This is a genomic window from Nocardia sp. NPDC050408 (assembly GCF_044458905.1).
Classification (GTDB): Bacteria; Actinomycetota; Actinomycetes; order Mycobacteriales; family Mycobacteriaceae; genus Nocardia.
Genome location: NZ_JBITIL010000006.1, coordinates 257,719 through 272,492, shown reverse-complemented (window position 1 = coordinate 272,492; position 14,774 = coordinate 257,719). Strand labels below are relative to the sequence as shown.

Below are 14,774 nucleotides of genomic sequence, written 5' to 3'. Positions count from 1 at the left end.
ATGGTCGGGCATGTGCGCAGGACACGTCCACTCGGCCCCGTCCGATTTTCCGGCCCCGTCAGGAAACACTCACGCGGATAAGGAATGGTGGGACGGTGCCGAACATCAGTCTGGATCGGGTCAGCGTGAGCCACGGCGAAACGTCGATACTCACCGATCTCGCCGTGACGTTCCCGGAAGCTCGGTGCACGGCGGTGGTCGGGCCCAGCGGCACCGGCAAGACCACTTTGCTGCGGCTGCTCAACCGGCTCGACGAGCCGAGTAGCGGCCGAATACTGCTCGATGACACCCCGATCACCCAGTTGCCCGCACCAGAGCTGCGGCGGCGCATCGGGCTGGTGCCACAGCGACCGACGCTGCTGACCGATATCGTCGCCGATGAGATCCGGGTCGGCCACACCGATCTCACATCCCATCGCATCGATGCGCTGCTCGCCAGGGTCGGTTTACCGGACTTCCGTGATCGGCGCTGTCTCGAACTGTCCGGCGGTCAAGCCCAGCGGGTGTGCCTGGCGCGGGCGCTGGCCGTCGAACCCGAGGTGCTGTTGCTCGACGAACCCACCTCCGCCCTCGACGCCGAATCCGCCGCTGCGGTCGCGACTCTCATTCGCGAACACACCATGGCCGGTGGCGGTGTCATTCTGGTCAGCCACGACACCGCATTCGTCACCGAGGTGGCCGACGACAGCTGGACACTGCGACACGGGCGCCTGTCCCCCGGTGACGAACGGAACCCCCAGTGACACAACAGCTTTCCGTACCCGGCTGGCCGGGTGTGGCGACCTCGCTGGTGCTCGTCGCACTGGCCGCCGCGATCGCCTACCGTCAGCGGCTGCATCTGACCCGCGAACTGCTCATCGCCGCAACCCGTGCCGCGGCCCAGTTGGTCGCGGTCGGCGCTATTCTGCTGATCCTGTTCCGGCACACCGGATTAGCGGGCGCGCTGGCCTGGGTGGTCCTGATGGTGCTGATCGCCGGGCAGGTGGCGGGCCGACGTGGCAAAGGTGTGCCGCGAGCGCGCCGGGCCGCGACCATCGGGGTCGGCACCGGATCTGCCATCACGCTCGGCGCCCTCATTCTGCTCGGTGTGATCTCCACGCAGGCCCGGGTGGTTGTCCCGGTCGGCGGCATGATCGTCTCCGCCGCCATGCAAGCCACCGGTATCGCACTGCGCCGACTGCACGAGGATGCCCGCAATGCGCGCCCCGCCATCGAAGCGCGCCTGTGCCTGGGTCTTTCCGCGCGCGAGGCGTTTTTGCCGCATCGCAGGTCCGCACTGCGCACCGCACTGATTCCGACGATCGACGCGACCAAGGTCGTCGGGCTGATCAGCCTGCCCGGTGCCATGACCGGCCTCATTCTCGCCGGTGTCGATCCCCTCACCGCCATTCGCTACCAGATCGTGGTCATGTACATGTTGCTCGCGGCCACCGCTCTTGCCGCGCTCACCGCCGCGCGTGTCGCCGAGTCCTATCTGTTCGACGACGCGCAGCGACTGGTACCACTACCCGACTGACGCGCGTTGCGGCCGCTCGGAAATCCCCGCAGAACGCATAGTCTTGGTCATCGAAAGCCGGGCCGGGTGGATGGGAGCGAGCGGGTGGGCGATGCGATTGTCACGGTGCCGGAGTCGGTGCGCACCGAGTTGCGGCGTGGAGTGCGCAGTGTGCTGGTCGATACCGTGGCGCTGCGGTTGGTGCGGGAGCGTTTCGATGATGAGCAGGCCGGGGCGTTGCGGCGGTATCTCGAAGCGTCACAGTCGGCGAATACCTTGCGGGCGTATCGAACCGATTGGATCGCGTGGGCCGGATGGTGTGCGGCGGAGGGCCGCCAAGCGCTGCCCGCGGATCCGCTCGATGTCGCGGTGTATCTGGCAGCGGCGGCGGATGCGCTGCGTCACGGTGACGACGGAGCGCAGCGGTGGGCGTTCAGTGCGGCCACGCTCGAGCGCAAGGCGGCGGCCATCGCGGCGGTGCACGCCGCCAACGGATTACCGTCGCCCACGCGGTCCGATGTCGTTCGACTGACCTTGCGCGGTATCCGCCGGACCCGTCGCACGCAGCCCAAACGCAAACGCCCCGTGCTGCTGCACACCCTCGAACAACTGCTCGCGGGGTTGCCGGAGTCGGGATGGCCGACCGAGCCAGCGCGTCGCCGCGACGCGCTGGCATTGCTCGTCGGATTCGCGGGCGCATTGCGCCGCAGCGAACTTGCCGGATTGCGGATCGCCGATGTGCGAGTCGATCTCGACCACGGCACCGGTGAACCGCTACTGCTCGTGCAACTTCCGACTACCAAAACCGACCCCACCGGCATCGCCGAACAGCGCGTCGCACTTCCCCGTGGCCAGCGCCCGCACACCTGTCCAGTCTGCGCCTTCGCCGATTGGATCCAGTTGCTCGAGGTGCATCGCGCACCCGGTGATGTGCGCGCCTGGCTCGCCGACGCATCTTCGCCGCCTGCGGAAATCCACCGCTGCCACGGCTATCAGGGCACCGCCCTCGCCGAAAACGACACCCTCCCACTGTTTCCCACCATCACCCGCCACGGCGGCATCGGCACCGACGCCATGTCCGGGCGCGCCATAGCCGAACTCGTCAAACGCTATGCCGCACGCGCCGGCCTCGACCCCGACCTCTTCTCTGGACACTCACTGCGCGCGGGATTCGCCACCCAAGCCGCCCTCGGCGGGGCCAGCGACCGCGAAATCATGCGCCAGGGCCGCTGGTCCAACCCACGCACTGTCCACAACTACATTCGCACCGCAAACCCATTGGAAGACAACGCCGTCACCAAACTCGGCCTCTAGCGCTGGTCGGGGCGGCACATGGGGTCCAGCGACGCGAAAAGTCGCGCTCAGGGGGTCGGGCCGAAGCTGTCGGTGGTCAGGACCGGTAGAAGAACGTCTCGTCGGCCAGTGGCGGCGGCCCGCCCGGGAATCCGCCCAGCCACTGCACGAACTCGGTGGTGCTCCGGGGGGGCATCAGGATGAAGCCCTGTCGACGGTACAACTCGGCCAATCCTTGGACCGCAGTAGGAACTGGTCGGCCATGAGCTGCGCGGCCGGACCGACGAGCGTCGGCATACCGGTCCAGCAGCCTTACGCCCCGCATCGGCAGCGCCCCACACCTGTCCGACGGTCAGTCCTTCCGAGCCTCCAGCCTGTCGACCGAGGATGCGGTGGCGGCTTTCGCCGGAGCCGGTGTGGCCGGGGCGATCTCCGAGGAACTGCGTGCGTGTCTGCTGCACGAGATCGTGCTGCGAGGTGTCGTGGTCAGCGAGCATCCGCCGGGTCGCCTGGGATATCGCCTTCGTGGCCCTCGCCCCCGGGCGCACCAGTTTGTCGGTTCTCGCCGCCACCGATACCGACTGAGTCACCAAGCGGCGGACTAGGCTGGTACGGTGACGCCTTTCGCTGTGGGTCGAACGATTCTCGTGCGGGACATGATCTTTGGGCGGCCGTTTACCGAGTGGCCGCAGCGGGTGGTGGTGGATCGGGGGGACGAGTTGCGGGTGTTGTTGACGCCGGGGACCGAGGGGGTGGGGCCGGAGTTGTGGATCAGGTCCATGCGGGAAGGCGATCGGGGGGCGCGGGGGCGGTTGCTGGAAGCGTATGCCCGGCGAGAGTGGGAGATGGGGAGGTGGGTGTGGCAGCGAACCACGCGGGTCGCGATCATGTACGCCGATCGTTATTTTGCGATTGTCCCGACATGGGATGAGCACAGTAAATTCCTGTGGTGGTACGTCAATTTCCAATTGCCGTTCACACGGTCCGCCGACGGTGTCGACACCAGCGATCTGCACCTGGATCTCATTGTCGAACCGGATCTGAGCTATCGCTGGAAGGACCAGGACGAATACGCACTCGCCATTCGGCTCGGGCTGGTGCCCGAGCAGTGGCAGCATGCGATCGAGGGCGCGTGTGCAGAGGCATTGGACATGGTCGCGCGCCGCGCGGGGCCCTTCGCCGAGGATTGGCGCGCGATTCCCGGGTAGTTCAGTCCTGGATGCGTCGCCAGGGGCGTTCGGATTCGAGGGCGAAGGCGATTTCGAGCTGGGTGCGTTCGTCGCCGTGGGCGGCGGAGAATTGCATGCCGATCGGCAGACCTTCGCTGGAGGCACCCATGGGCAGTGAGATCGCGGGCGTGCCTGCGACATTGTTCAACGGGGTGAAGGCGACCCAGGAGATCAGGCGGGCGAAGAGTTCGTCGAAGGCGACGGTCGGGCTCAGGTGCCCGAGTCGCGGAGTGGTGTGAACAAGGACCGGCGAGAGAATCAGTTCGTGGTCGCGGAACATACCCGCGTAGGCGCGACGCACTTGCGACAGGCGATAGAGGATGGCCGGTGTACGCGCCATGGACTTGCGATACATCGCTGCGAGTCCATGGGTGAACGCATCCAGATCGCCCGGCTGGAACCGCGGATCGATCGCGAGTTTCCCGCCGGCCTCGATCAGGAATGCCAAAAGCCCCCAGTAGGTGGTGAAGTCGTCGACGAAGCGTTGCGAGACCGGCAAGGTGATCGGAACTACCTCATGCCCTATCTTCTCCAGCAGCGCGACGGTGTCGTCGACTACAGCGCGGGTCTGCGGGCAGGTTTCGGTACCGGTGATGGAATCGGCGATCACTCCGATCCGCAACCGCCGCCGTGCCGGTCCCTCCACCAGACCGACCGGCGGCAACTTCGGATTGCGCCAATGCCGTTCGGCCGCAGCGAAATACGTCGCGGTATCGCGCACCGATCGAGTGAGCACACCTTCGGAGACCAGATTGATCGGCATCGAACGCGCCTGTGGACCATCGACATGCCGTCCTCGGCTCGGCTTCAAGCCGACCAGACCGCAACACGCGGCCGGAATCCGAATCGAGCCGCCACCGTCATTGCCGTGCGCGATCGGCACCACACCCGCGGCCACCAGCGCGGCCGCACCACCCGATGACGCGCCCGGCGAATAGTCCGTATGCCATGGATTGCGTGTCGGTTCGGCCGCAGCGAATTCGGTACTCGCGTTCAAACCGAACTCCGGTAGTCGACTCTTGCCCAACACCGACATCCCGGTACTCAGAAACTGTTTCGCATACGGCCCGTCGTTCGCGGCGGGCCGCCCGACGAACGCCGCGGTGCCGTAATTGGTCGGCAGCCCCCGCACATCGGTGTTGTCCTTGACATACGTCGGCACACCGAACAGCGGCGCATCCGGATCACCCGCCGACAGCGCGGATTCCGCCGAAACCACAAGGGCACGCAAAGTCGGATCGACCTGCGCGGCCCGCACTCGCGCCGCCTCGGCGACCTCGGCCACGCCGACCTCCCCTCGACGTACCAGTTTCGCAATCGTCACCGCATCGTGGTCGGCGAGCACATCGTCGCTGAAGGCATGGAATCGCATATCCGGATTCTGCGCGCCGCGATAGCGACCACGCACCGTTTTGGACAAGCGACCTGTCGACGGATGTCCCCTCCGGCGTCGGATATCGTTCGACTGCAACGTGAGCGAGGAGACCGACAATATGAATAGCTCGACCGCCGTCCCGCTATGCCTACTGGCCGCAGGGGTGCTGAGTTTCGTTCCAGCACAATCGGCTTCGGCGGACGCACTGCAGGATCAGTCCCGCACGGTCACCACCGAGGACGGCTGGCAGCTGACAGTCACCAAATCCGCGGAAAACCTCGATCGAGTTCCTGACCTCGCCGACACCGCCTTCACGCGAGAGGGCTTCGTCAGCGTGCGCGCGGCTGCCGATATCACCGGCACGGGCAGTGTATCGGTCAACTCGGGCACACTCACGCTGGGTTACCAAATCGGTTGCCAGATCGATGTTTCCAACGGCATCTCACTCGGGCTGGCGGCGTCGGTCGGGCCGAATGTGAATGTGATGGTCGCGCCAACTCCCGGCCTGAGCGTCGGTGTCGGGGCCGCGGCACTACCCAGCGTATCGGCCACCTTCAAACCGGGCACGATCACGACCATCCCGTTCGGCACCAAAGCCCTTGCCGGACCGCATGGTTCGATCACCACCGACCAGGTGCAGATCAAAATCGATGCCTGTATGGGCCCGGTCAGCTTGCGCTCGTATGTGATCGCGACCATTTCCACCGATGCCGCCGACAATTCGGTCGCGGTGTACGGCGATCCGATCTGGTTGTGATCGCCATGTCCGTCGCATCCCGCCGGGCCGTCCTGGTTACGGCCGCAGTCTTCGCGATCGCCACGAGCGCACTCTCGACCGTCACCCACGCGGCCCCGATCGTGCCCGCCACCTGTGGCGATTCCGATGCCCCCGACTGCACCGAGCCGACCCCCGACAAGTCTCGGGTCATCGTCCCCGGGCCGGCCGCACCGCCGCTGCTCACACCGGCCGCGCCGCCTCCACCCGCGAAGCAGAGCTCGCCTGCCGCCGCGTTGACCCCACCAGCGCCGATCCCGCATCCGGGCGCGCCGATCGTGCCTGCCACGAAGTGAATTCAGTTGCGGCGTAACTCGAAAATACGGAAGGTCCGCCCGCCGGACAGCTCGCACTCCATTTCGTAGCCCGGCCAGAACTCGACCGCCAGATCCCAGGCGCGTTTGCGGTCCGTACCGGTGACCTCGTTGACGGTCACCTCGAACCGCTCACCCTCGAGCCGGACGATGGCGGTATCGGCCGCCCGCAGATTTGTCGACCACACCGGGTGCTTGGGGCTGCCCCAGTTGGAGCCCACGAGCAGCAAGTCGTCACCGCGCGGCACATACAGCAGCGATGTGGTGCGCGGGATCCCAGTTTTGCGACCCGCGACGGTGAGCTCGATCGACGGCAAACCCGCCAGATCGAGCACACCGCGGCGGCCACGACTGACCCGCCGCACAAACCGCTCCAGCCGCACCACTATCGGCGCCGTGCGCATGACCCAGCGCTTCTGCGCGATCCGGCGAGCTACCGCGGGCAACGGATTCGACACCATAATTCGAAATCCTGACAGAAATCGCGCATCGGACCACAGCCGGGACCACCCGTTGAGACCAGCCTCACCCGCGTCATCACGAAACCCGCTCCACCGTGACCGGCGGCCGAACAACGGCCACATCCGGTAGCGCACCCGTGTAGCGCTCGATCTCGACCAGCGCCAATTGTCCCGCACAGCTCTGACTCAACGTCGACGCCGGACGATCCGCAGTGAGCACATTCGGGTTGCCGTGCCGACAGAAGCTGGGATCGGCCGGATCCGGGTCATACCAGGCACCCGTGGACAGCTGCGCGACCTGCGGCCGGACCGCGTCGTCGACGACCAGCCCGGCCAGACAGCTGCCCCGATCATTGAATATCCGCACGATATCGCCATCTCGTAGACCGCGCGCCGCAGCATCGTCGGGATGCAACCGCACCGGTTCCCGCCCAGCGATTTTCACCGATCGACTGTGTGCGCCGACATCGAGCTGGCTGTGCAGTTTCGCGCGCGGCTGATTCGCGACGAGCTGCAGCGGGAACCGCGTCGCGGCACCCAGCCACTCCTCCGGTTCCAACCACACCGGGTGACCAGGGGTATCGGCATATCCGAACCCATCGATCGTCGCGGAGAAGATCTCGATCTTGCCACTGGGCGTGGTGAGCGGACAACCGTCCGGATCCGCACGAAAATCGGCGAACAGCACCTGCTCCGGGTCGGGCACCGCAACCGTGAACGACTCACTGTTCCAGAACTGCTCGAACTTCGGCACCGTCGGATCGTCGAGCCCCGCACGCCATTGCTCGTACAGGTGCCGCAACCAGTCCTCGACGGTGCGTCCCTCGGTGAATTCCTTACCCACACCGATGTATTCGGCCAATTCCGCGAAGATCGCGTAGTCGTCACGGGATGCGCCGTGCGGCCGGGTGAGCGCCTTCATCGGGAAGAATTCGCGATCGTTCTGCCCGGAGCCGAAGTCGTCGCGTTCGATGCTCATGGTCGCTGGGAGGACGATATCGGCATGGCGCGCGGTCGCGGTCCAGAACGCATCGTGCACGACCACCGTCTGCGGCCGGGTGAACGCCGTATGCAGCCGGGCCAGATCCTGGTGGTGGTGAAAGGGATTCCCGCCGCACCAGTACACCAACTTGATATCCGGATACACCAACCGCATACCGTTGAAATCGAACGGCTCCCCCGGATTCAGCAGCATATCGGCGATTCTGGCGACCGGAATGAACGTCGAAACATCATTGCCGCCCTGCGGAAACCTCGGCACCGACTGCCCGCGCGCCGGATCACCGACATGAGCGCACGACCCGTAACTGTGCCCGAATCCCCCACCCGGCAGGCCGATCTGGCCCAGCATCGCCGCAAGCACCACCCCGAGCCACAGCGGTTGCACACCGTGCTCGGCACGCTGCAACGACCAACTCACATTGAGCATCGTGCGCGCGCCGGCCATCTCGCGCGCCAACGACCGGATCCGCTCGGCCGACACCCCGGTGATCGCTTCCGCCCACGCGGGATCCTTGACAACGCCATCGGATTCGCCGCGCACATAGCCGATGAACCGCTCGTACCCGACGGTGTAGCGATCCAGAAACTCCTTGTCCGCCAACCCATCCGCATCCAACACCTGTGCCAGTGCCAGCATCAGCGCCGTATCGCTACCGGGGCGCGGGGCGATCCACTCGGCCGCGGCCTCCACTGGAATGTCATCGCGCAGTGGGCTGATCGATACGAATCGGCACCCGCGCGCCCGGGCGGCCGCGATCCAGGTCCTGGTGTTGTGCCGCGACACACCACCGGGCGACACCGCGGAGTTCTTCGGCGACAGCCCACCGAAGGCCACCACCAGCTGCGTGTGCTCGACGAGCACGCTCTTCGCCGTCGCGTGCCCCTCGAACAGCCCCATCGAGCCGATCACGTGCGGCAACAGCACCTGCGAGGTTCCCAGACTGTAGCTGTGCACACTACGGACATAACCGCCGAGACAGTTCAGAAACCGATGCACCTGACTCTGCGCGTGATGAAATCGCCCAGCACTCGACCATCCGTACGACCCGCCGTACACCGCCTCCGCGCCGTAATCGCCGTACACCCGATTCAGTTCACCAGACACCAACTCCACTGCGGTTTCCCACGACACCGGAACAAACGGCTCATCACCGCGCCCCGGCGCACCCGGCCCGCGCTCCAACCATCCCTGTCGCACATACGGCTGATCGATCCGCGTCGGATGATGTTGTGCCGAGGCCACATTCTCGATCAGCGCCGTCGGCTCCGGATCCCCGCGCCACGGACGCACCGCGGTCAACCGCTGCCCATCACTCTCGGCTTCGAACACTCCCCAGTGCGTCAGATGCGCGGCCATCACCCCACGGTAGCCCGGCCCACCGACAGGTTCACTTGTTCAGCAACGCCGCGCTGGTCCGCGGCTTATGCCCGCCCGGCGATCTCAGATACAGACGCTGAAGCTGAGGAAAGGACCCAGCGGGACATTCAAGCAGAAAGCGACCGAACCGAACGCAGGTGTAACCGGCTCCGCCGATGCCGCCGGGGCGGCGAGAGCGCCAACAGATACGGTGATGGCGATCGCGGCGATCGCCGTGGCAATTCTGGTGGTCATTAGAATGTTTCCTGACTGATCGACGATGATGATGCCCCCGACCAGAAATTCTTACTTCTCCGATCATCCGCTGATCCCCTACCAGGCACAAGACCGCGCATCGTCTCGTCGAGAATGCGTCGGCGCGGTGTCCCGACTGCCACCCGATCCGAAGTGCGGTCGGGGTGCACGCCGACCGCACATCAACCGGACTCAGGATTCGGATTCGATCGGCAGGCCTGCTTCGGTCCAGTCCTGGATACCCGCGCGGTAGGCACGGACATTCGTATAACCGAGGGCGCGCAATTTGACGGCGACGACCTCACTGTTGCGGCAGGCGCTGTTGGAGCAGTAGGTCACGATGGGTGCGTGCTGGTCCGGAAGCAACCGCGCGGCTCGGGATTCCACATCAGCTTCGACCAGGGTGAGAGCGCCCGGCAGATGTGCCTTCTCGTAGTAGCCCGCACCGAGGGTGTCCAGGACCGTCACCGTACCTGCCTCGATCGCGGCGGCTAGTTCGTCACGGGCGATGACTGTGCTCATGAGATTTCCTTCCTGACGGCGCACAATTTATGTGCGTGCACACGCTATTATATGCGTGCGGGTGCACGCAAGTGGTTAGAATCGGGCCGTGACGCAATCGGAGAAGCATCGACATGCCGCCAGCAACGCATGGTCGGCACTACTGCGAGTACACGCACAGCTGGTCCCGCATTTGGATGCCGAGCTGCGCCGCAACTTCGGACTCCCGCTCGCGTGGTACGACGTACTACTCGAACTCGACGGCGTCGAACCGCTGCGCATGACCGATCTGGGCGAACGTGTCGTGCTCAGTCGCACTCGAGTCAGCAGGCTCGTCACCGAGATGGCAGCCGCGGGTCTGGTCGCGCGCGAATCCAATCCCGACGACGGCAGGTCCGCATTCGTCGCCATTACCGATGCCGGTCGCGAGCGTCTGCACGCGGCCGCGCCCGGCTACCACGCGGGCATCGAGCGATGCTTCGCCGACAAGCTCGACCCAGACGAATTGCACACGCTCGCCAGGACTCTCGGCAAGATCCTGGGTCCGACCGACCTCACGATCACGCCCCAGCGGAGTTCATAGCCCGCAAGTCTGCACCGGCTGCCAGTCGGCACGATTCGAACACTTCGGCAGTCGATGCAATCCGCGTCACATCCGCGCACGCCGCGGCATCATTTCTGAAACACTAGCACTTCATACCGGTCTGTACCTTTGATTACAGGCACATCGAGCGTGCACCCCCGGAAAGGATGCAGCCCCTTGGCGATCAACGCGGCAAAGCAAGCAGCACACCAATTTTCCCGCTGGCAAGGAGCCCGCTGATGTTCACGCGCTGGGGGAATCTCGTCTATCGGTTGCGCTTCGCCGTACTCGCGGTCTTAGTGGGCGCACTCCTTGCACTCGGTGCATACGGCTTCGGACTCGAGGACCACCTCAGCTCCGGCGGTATGGACGATCCCACTTCCGAATCCGCACAGGCCGCACGCCTCGCCGACGCCGCCTTCGGACGCAATCACGACTTCGACGTCGTCGTGCTCTACACCGCACCCGACGGAAAGACCGTCGACGATCCGGAATTCAGCCAGCCGATCATCGACAATCTCAACAGCCTGCCGCACAAGTACCCAGACGAGATCACTGGCATCAACGCGTCCTACTGGCGCGTCGACGGCGCGAAGATCAGCGGCGCGAAGGCGGCCACCGAGGACAAGAAGCGCGCCGTGGCAGCAATCGCCATCGCGGGCGATAACGACACCGACTCCGTGCGCAACTTCCGGAAAGTCAAGAACGTCTTCGCGATACCCGGCATCGATGTACAGGTCAGCGGCCTGCAAGCAGTGGCAGGCACCCTCAACGACACCATGGCCGACGATGTGCACCGCATGGAAGTCCTGGCCATCCCCGCCGTCGCGGTACTGCTGTTCTTCATCTTCGGCGGCCTCGTCGCGGCGGCGCTGCCGCTGCTCGTCGGCGGACTCACGGTTATCGGCGCATCCGGCATCATCATGTTCCTGACCCGCTTCACCGAGGTGAATTCGTTTGTCTCCTCGGTACTATCGATGATCGGCCTGGGCCTGGCGATCGACTACGGCCTATTCATCGTGAGCCGGTTCCGCGAGGAACTCGCCACAGGCTACGACACCCGCACCGCGGTGCGCCGAACCGTCGTCACCGCGGGACGCACCGTCGTGTTCTCCGCGACCATGATCATCGCGAGCCTCGGCAGCATGCTGCTGTTCCCCCAGGGCTTCCTCAAATCCATGGCCTACGGCGCAATCGCGACCGTACTACTGGCCGCCTTAACCGCCATCACCATCCTGCCCGCCAGCCTGGCCGTCCTCGGTCCACGCGTGGATATGTTGGGGTTCAAACGGTTCCGAAGAAGCAAGACCGCCCAAGAAATCGAGAACGATTTCTGGGGCAAGACCACCCGCTGGGTGATGCAGCGACCACTCACCGTCGCGATCCCACTGGTCATCGTGCTCTTCCTGCTGATCCTCCCGGTCAAGAATCTCATCTTCGGCGGCTTCAGCGAGCGATATCTGCCACCGGACAACCCGACTCGCGTCGCACAAGAACAGATCGACACCTTCTTCCCGCAACGCCGAACCGATCCCATCGAACTGGTCTTCGTCGCCGAAAACAGCGCGCCGGTCGGTGCGGCATGGCGCGCAGCCGGACACGCACCCGGGCTGGCCAGTCAGTTCGAGATGCCGTCCAAATCCTTGACCCAGGACAACGTCTACCGCGCCAAGGCAACACTGGTGAACCCCAACGAAGGCGGGGAAACCATCGAATACCTGCGCAAGATGGAACTTCCCGACGGCGTCAGCATGTACGTCGGCGGCATTCCGGCCATGCAGAAGGACAGCATCGACGCACTGCTCTACCGCATCCCGGTCATGATCGCCCTGGTCCTGTTCGTAACCACGCTGCTGATGTTCCTCAGCTTCGGCTCGCTGGTGCTGCCGATCAAGGCCGCACTGATGAGCGCGCTCGGCCTCGGCTCCACCCTCGGCATCCTGACCTGGATCTTCGTCGACGGCCACGCCGCAGGACTATTGAACTTCACCCCGCAGCCGATCCAGTCGAATGTGCTTGTGCTGATCATCGCTATCATCTACGGCCTGTCCACCGACTACGAAGTCTTCCTGCTCTCCCGCATGGTCGAGGCCAGAGCCAAGGGCGCGAGCACCAGCGAAGCGGTGCGCACCGGCACCGCGCACACCGGCCGCATCATCACCGCCGCCGCACTGATCCTCCTGGTCGTGACCGGCGCATTCGCCTTCTCCGATCTGGTGATGATGCAATACATCGCCTACGGCATGATCGCCGCATTGTTCATCGACGCGACTGTGCTGCGCATGCTGCTGGTACCGGCGGTCATGAAATTGCTCGGCGACGACTGCTGGTGGGCACCGGCATGGATGAAGCGTGTCCAGGAGAAAATCGGACTCGGCGAACCTATTCTGGACGATGAACGCCCGGGCACCGAGGATATGCGCGACCCGATCGAGACCACACCGATCACGCCGCGGCTCACCACCGTCACCACTGGACGGTCGGACGATTCGTAGTCGCCCCCACCAAAGGGAACGCCGCGCACCGCCTCGGGAGGTACGCTCACCGCCGGAAAGCCCGCGGACCCGATCGCCGAACCGGCGACCTGGTCAACCACCGGCCAACTGGACCGAAGGACGACCGCGATGTGCAGCTACCGTCTCGATGCCGAATATGCCGATCCGACACCGTTGAAGGTGCGGATCGACACCCACGAGCGCTATTCGGAGCGTCCCGACGACCCCGCCGCCAATGTGCTGACCGCGCTGGAACTCACCGGCACCGAACATCTAGCCGATATCGGCTGCGGCGACGCCCGATTCCTCGCCCACCTCGCCGGCAATGGTCACCAGGGTGCGCTGGTCGGCATCGACACCTCCCCCGCGATGGTCGCCGCCGCCAATGCTGTACCCGGGGTGCGCGGCGTATTCGGCAGTGCGGACCGGATCCCGTTCGACGACAACAGCTTCGATGCGCTCACCGCGCGGCATATGCTTTACCACCTCGCCGATCCGGTCGCCGCGCTCAGGGAATTCCGGCGCACGACCAAGCCCGGCGGGACGGTTGCCGTGGTCGTCAATCATCCCGGGACCTACCCATACACCACCGAACTCGTGGCCGCGCATGCCGCGACCTACGGCCTCGGCGTAGGCGATGCGGTGACCGTCGACTCCGATACCTTGCCGGAGCTGATGTCCGAAGTTTTCGGCGAGGTGCGGATCCAGCGATCGGATAATGCGCTCGTCTTCGATACCCCGGATCCGCTGGTGCGCTTCGCCGAGGCGCTGTTCACATTCTACGGCGTCACGCCGAATCATCCGCGGCGGCAAGCGATTCTGAACGATCTGCGCGAGGACATCGCGGATTGGTTCACCCACCATCCGGGATGCACATGGCGCGATCCCAAGGGGTACATCGTCGCCACGGCTGTGGTCGATCACCAGGGCAGCGCGCCTTCGGCATCAACGTAACTTCCGGTGGGTCCATCGAGACCGATCTGCGCCATGCGCACGATGATCTCCGCGCCCTCCTCGACCGTCTGAGTACCAGTGTTCCCGTTGAGATCGGTCTTGGTGAAACCGGGCTCGACCGCATTGATCCGGACATTCGGGAACGCCTTCGCGTACTGCACCGTGAGCATGTTGACCACGGTCTTCGATGCCGGATAAGCGATGCCCGGATAGGCGTATGCCGGAGTGCCCGGGGTCGAGACCCTTGTCAGTGAAGCCAGACCGCTGCTGACATTGACCACGACCGGCGCGGCGGAACGCTGCAGCAGCGGGAGGAAGGCGTGCAGGACACGCACCGTACCGAAGACGTTCGTGTCGAAGGTCTTTCGCATTACGTCTGCCGTGAGGTCCGCAGCGCCGATGACATCGCTGCGGTCGGTCATCTCCGCCTGGATACCGGCATTATTGATCAGCACATCCAGACCGCCGTGGGCCTCGATGGTCTGCACTGCGGCCGCGACGGAAGCACCGTCGGTGATATCGAGTTGGACTGCCCGCCCGCCCAACTCCGCGGCGGCGCGGTGACCGCGTTCGGCGTCCCGACTGCCGAGGTAGACGGTGTGGCCCGCGGCAATGAGTTGGCGGGCGGTCTCGAAGCCGAGACCCTTGTTCGCTCCGGTGATCAATATTGCTGCCATGTGACCCA

General features: G+C 65.0%; 15 protein-coding genes and 1 pseudogene. 11 read left to right on the top strand and 5 right to left on the bottom strand.

The window, feature by feature from the left end:
* The first annotated feature begins 95 nt into the window (after positions 1 to 95).
* From ACIBJI_RS20600 to ACIBJI_RS20575, 6 genes and pseudogenes are all read left to right on the top strand, one after another.
* Positions 96 to 743, top strand: coding sequence for an ATP-binding cassette domain-containing protein (locus ACIBJI_RS20600; protein WP_397085279.1), 648 nt, complete (start codon positions 96 to 98; stop codon positions 741 to 743).
* Complete coding sequence (locus ACIBJI_RS20595; protein WP_396956679.1) at positions 740 to 1,516, top strand: ABC transporter permease; 777 nt, start codon at positions 740 to 742, stop codon at positions 1,514 to 1,516. Before ACIBJI_RS20600 ends, ACIBJI_RS20595 begins: the two co-directional genes overlap by 4 nt.
* An 84-nt stretch (positions 1,517 to 1,600) precedes the next feature.
* Positions 1,601 to 2,809: a site-specific integrase gene (locus ACIBJI_RS20590; protein WP_397085277.1), complete on the top strand. Its 1,209-nt coding sequence runs from the start codon at positions 1,601 to 1,603 to the stop codon at positions 2,807 to 2,809.
* Between the two features lie 371 nt (positions 2,810 to 3,180).
* A pseudogene (locus ACIBJI_RS20585) lies at positions 3,181 to 3,228 on the top strand (hypothetical protein); the annotation flags it as partial.
* Positions 3,229 to 3,265: 37 nt separating this feature from the next.
* Positions 3,266 to 3,373 (top strand): DUF6183 family protein, encoded by a 108-nt coding sequence (locus tag ACIBJI_RS20580; protein WP_397085480.1) that lies wholly within the window; start codon positions 3,266 to 3,268, stop codon positions 3,371 to 3,373.
* Positions 3,374 to 3,444: 71 nt separating this feature from the next.
* The gene (locus ACIBJI_RS20575) at positions 3,445 to 3,996 is read left to right on the top strand and encodes a DUF402 domain-containing protein (protein ID WP_397085275.1); all 552 of its coding nucleotides are present in this window, start codon (positions 3,445 to 3,447) and stop codon (positions 3,994 to 3,996) included.
* A gap of 1 nt (position 3,997) precedes the next feature.
* Here ACIBJI_RS20575 and ACIBJI_RS20570 read toward each other — a convergent pair whose 3' ends face one another.
* Positions 3,998 to 5,389 carry an amidase gene (locus ACIBJI_RS20570; RefSeq protein WP_397085273.1) on the bottom strand — a complete coding sequence of 464 codons (1,392 nt, stop codon included), beginning with the start codon at positions 5,387 to 5,389 and terminating at the stop codon, positions 3,998 to 4,000.
* Positions 5,390 to 5,510: 121 nt separating this feature from the next.
* On the opposite strand from ACIBJI_RS20570, the gene ACIBJI_RS20565 reads away from it, so the two are divergent.
* Positions 5,511 to 6,149, top strand: a complete 639-nt coding sequence (locus ACIBJI_RS20565; protein WP_364346035.1) for an MspA family porin — start codon at positions 5,511 to 5,513, stop codon at positions 6,147 to 6,149.
* Positions 6,150 to 6,154: 5 nt separating this feature from the next.
* Positions 6,155 to 6,463, top strand: a complete 309-nt coding sequence (locus ACIBJI_RS20560) for a hypothetical protein (protein ID WP_364346033.1) — start codon at positions 6,155 to 6,157, stop codon at positions 6,461 to 6,463.
* Between the two features lie 2 nt (positions 6,464 to 6,465).
* Here ACIBJI_RS20560 and ACIBJI_RS20555 read toward each other — a convergent pair whose 3' ends face one another.
* The 3 genes from ACIBJI_RS20555 to ACIBJI_RS20545 form a co-directional block, all read right to left on the bottom strand.
* Positions 6,466 to 6,942 carry a nitroreductase family deazaflavin-dependent oxidoreductase gene (locus tag ACIBJI_RS20555; protein WP_396956673.1) on the bottom strand — a complete coding sequence of 159 codons (477 nt, stop codon included), beginning with the start codon at positions 6,940 to 6,942 and terminating at the stop codon, positions 6,466 to 6,468.
* Positions 6,943 to 7,018: 76 nt separating this feature from the next.
* Positions 7,019 to 9,301 (bottom strand): molybdopterin guanine dinucleotide-containing S/N-oxide reductase, encoded by a 2,283-nt coding sequence (locus ACIBJI_RS20550; RefSeq protein ID WP_396956672.1) that lies wholly within the window; start codon positions 9,299 to 9,301, stop codon positions 7,019 to 7,021.
* Positions 9,302 to 9,748: 447 nt separating this feature from the next.
* Positions 9,749 to 10,078, bottom strand: coding sequence for a rhodanese-like domain-containing protein (locus ACIBJI_RS20545; protein ID WP_364346027.1), 330 nt, complete (start codon positions 10,076 to 10,078; stop codon positions 9,749 to 9,751).
* Between the two features lie 88 nt (positions 10,079 to 10,166).
* Here ACIBJI_RS20545 and ACIBJI_RS20540 point away from each other — a divergent pair, with 88 nt between their 5' ends.
* From ACIBJI_RS20540 to ACIBJI_RS20530, 3 genes are all read left to right on the top strand, one after another.
* Positions 10,167 to 10,640, top strand: coding sequence for a MarR family winged helix-turn-helix transcriptional regulator (locus tag ACIBJI_RS20540; protein ID WP_397085271.1), 474 nt, complete (start codon positions 10,167 to 10,169; stop codon positions 10,638 to 10,640).
* A 239-nt stretch (positions 10,641 to 10,879) separates the two neighbouring features.
* Positions 10,880 to 13,135 (top strand): MMPL family transporter, encoded by a 2,256-nt coding sequence (locus ACIBJI_RS20535; RefSeq protein WP_397085269.1) that lies wholly within the window; start codon positions 10,880 to 10,882, stop codon positions 13,133 to 13,135.
* Between the two features lie 129 nt (positions 13,136 to 13,264).
* Positions 13,265 to 14,089, top strand: coding sequence for a class I SAM-dependent methyltransferase (locus ACIBJI_RS20530; RefSeq protein ID WP_364346021.1), 825 nt, complete (start codon positions 13,265 to 13,267; stop codon positions 14,087 to 14,089).
* On the opposite strand, the gene ACIBJI_RS20525 is transcribed toward ACIBJI_RS20530, so the two are convergent.
* Positions 14,056 to 14,766, bottom strand: a complete 711-nt coding sequence (locus ACIBJI_RS20525) for an SDR family NAD(P)-dependent oxidoreductase (RefSeq protein ID WP_397085267.1) — start codon at positions 14,764 to 14,766, stop codon at positions 14,056 to 14,058. The genes ACIBJI_RS20530 and ACIBJI_RS20525 overlap by 34 nt on opposite strands.
* Positions 14,767 to 14,774: the final 8 nt, after the last annotated feature.

What these genes read in the sequence shown, in the direction of transcription:
- ACIBJI_RS20575 (WP_397085275.1), top strand. Translation starts at nt 3,445, where the DNA reads ATGATCTTTGGGCGGCCGTTTACCGAGTGGCCGCAGCGGGTGGTGGTG.
- ACIBJI_RS20570 (WP_397085273.1), bottom strand. Translation starts at nt 5,389, where the DNA reads ATGCGATTCCATGCCTTCAGCGACGATGTGCTCGCCGACCACGATGCG.
- ACIBJI_RS20565 (WP_364346035.1), top strand. Translation starts at nt 5,511, where the DNA reads ATGAATAGCTCGACCGCCGTCCCGCTATGCCTACTGGCCGCAGGGGTG.
- ACIBJI_RS20560 (WP_364346033.1), top strand. Translation starts at nt 6,155, where the DNA reads ATGTCCGTCGCATCCCGCCGGGCCGTCCTGGTTACGGCCGCAGTCTTC.
- ACIBJI_RS20555 (WP_396956673.1), bottom strand. Translation starts at nt 6,942, where the DNA reads ATGGTGTCGAATCCGTTGCCCGCGGTAGCTCGCCGGATCGCGCAGAAG.
- ACIBJI_RS20550 (WP_396956672.1), bottom strand. Translation starts at nt 9,301, where the DNA reads ATGGCCGCGCATCTGACGCACTGGGGAGTGTTCGAAGCCGAGAGTGAT.
- ACIBJI_RS20545 (WP_364346027.1), bottom strand. Translation starts at nt 10,078, where the DNA reads ATGAGCACAGTCATCGCCCGTGACGAACTAGCCGCCGCGATCGAGGCA.
- ACIBJI_RS20535 (WP_397085269.1), top strand. Translation starts at nt 10,880, where the DNA reads ATGTTCACGCGCTGGGGGAATCTCGTCTATCGGTTGCGCTTCGCCGTA.
- ACIBJI_RS20530 (WP_364346021.1), top strand. Translation starts at nt 13,265, where the DNA reads ATGTGCAGCTACCGTCTCGATGCCGAATATGCCGATCCGACACCGTTG.
- ACIBJI_RS20525 (WP_397085267.1), bottom strand. Translation starts at nt 14,766, where the DNA reads ATGGCAGCAATATTGATCACCGGAGCGAACAAGGGTCTCGGCTTCGAG.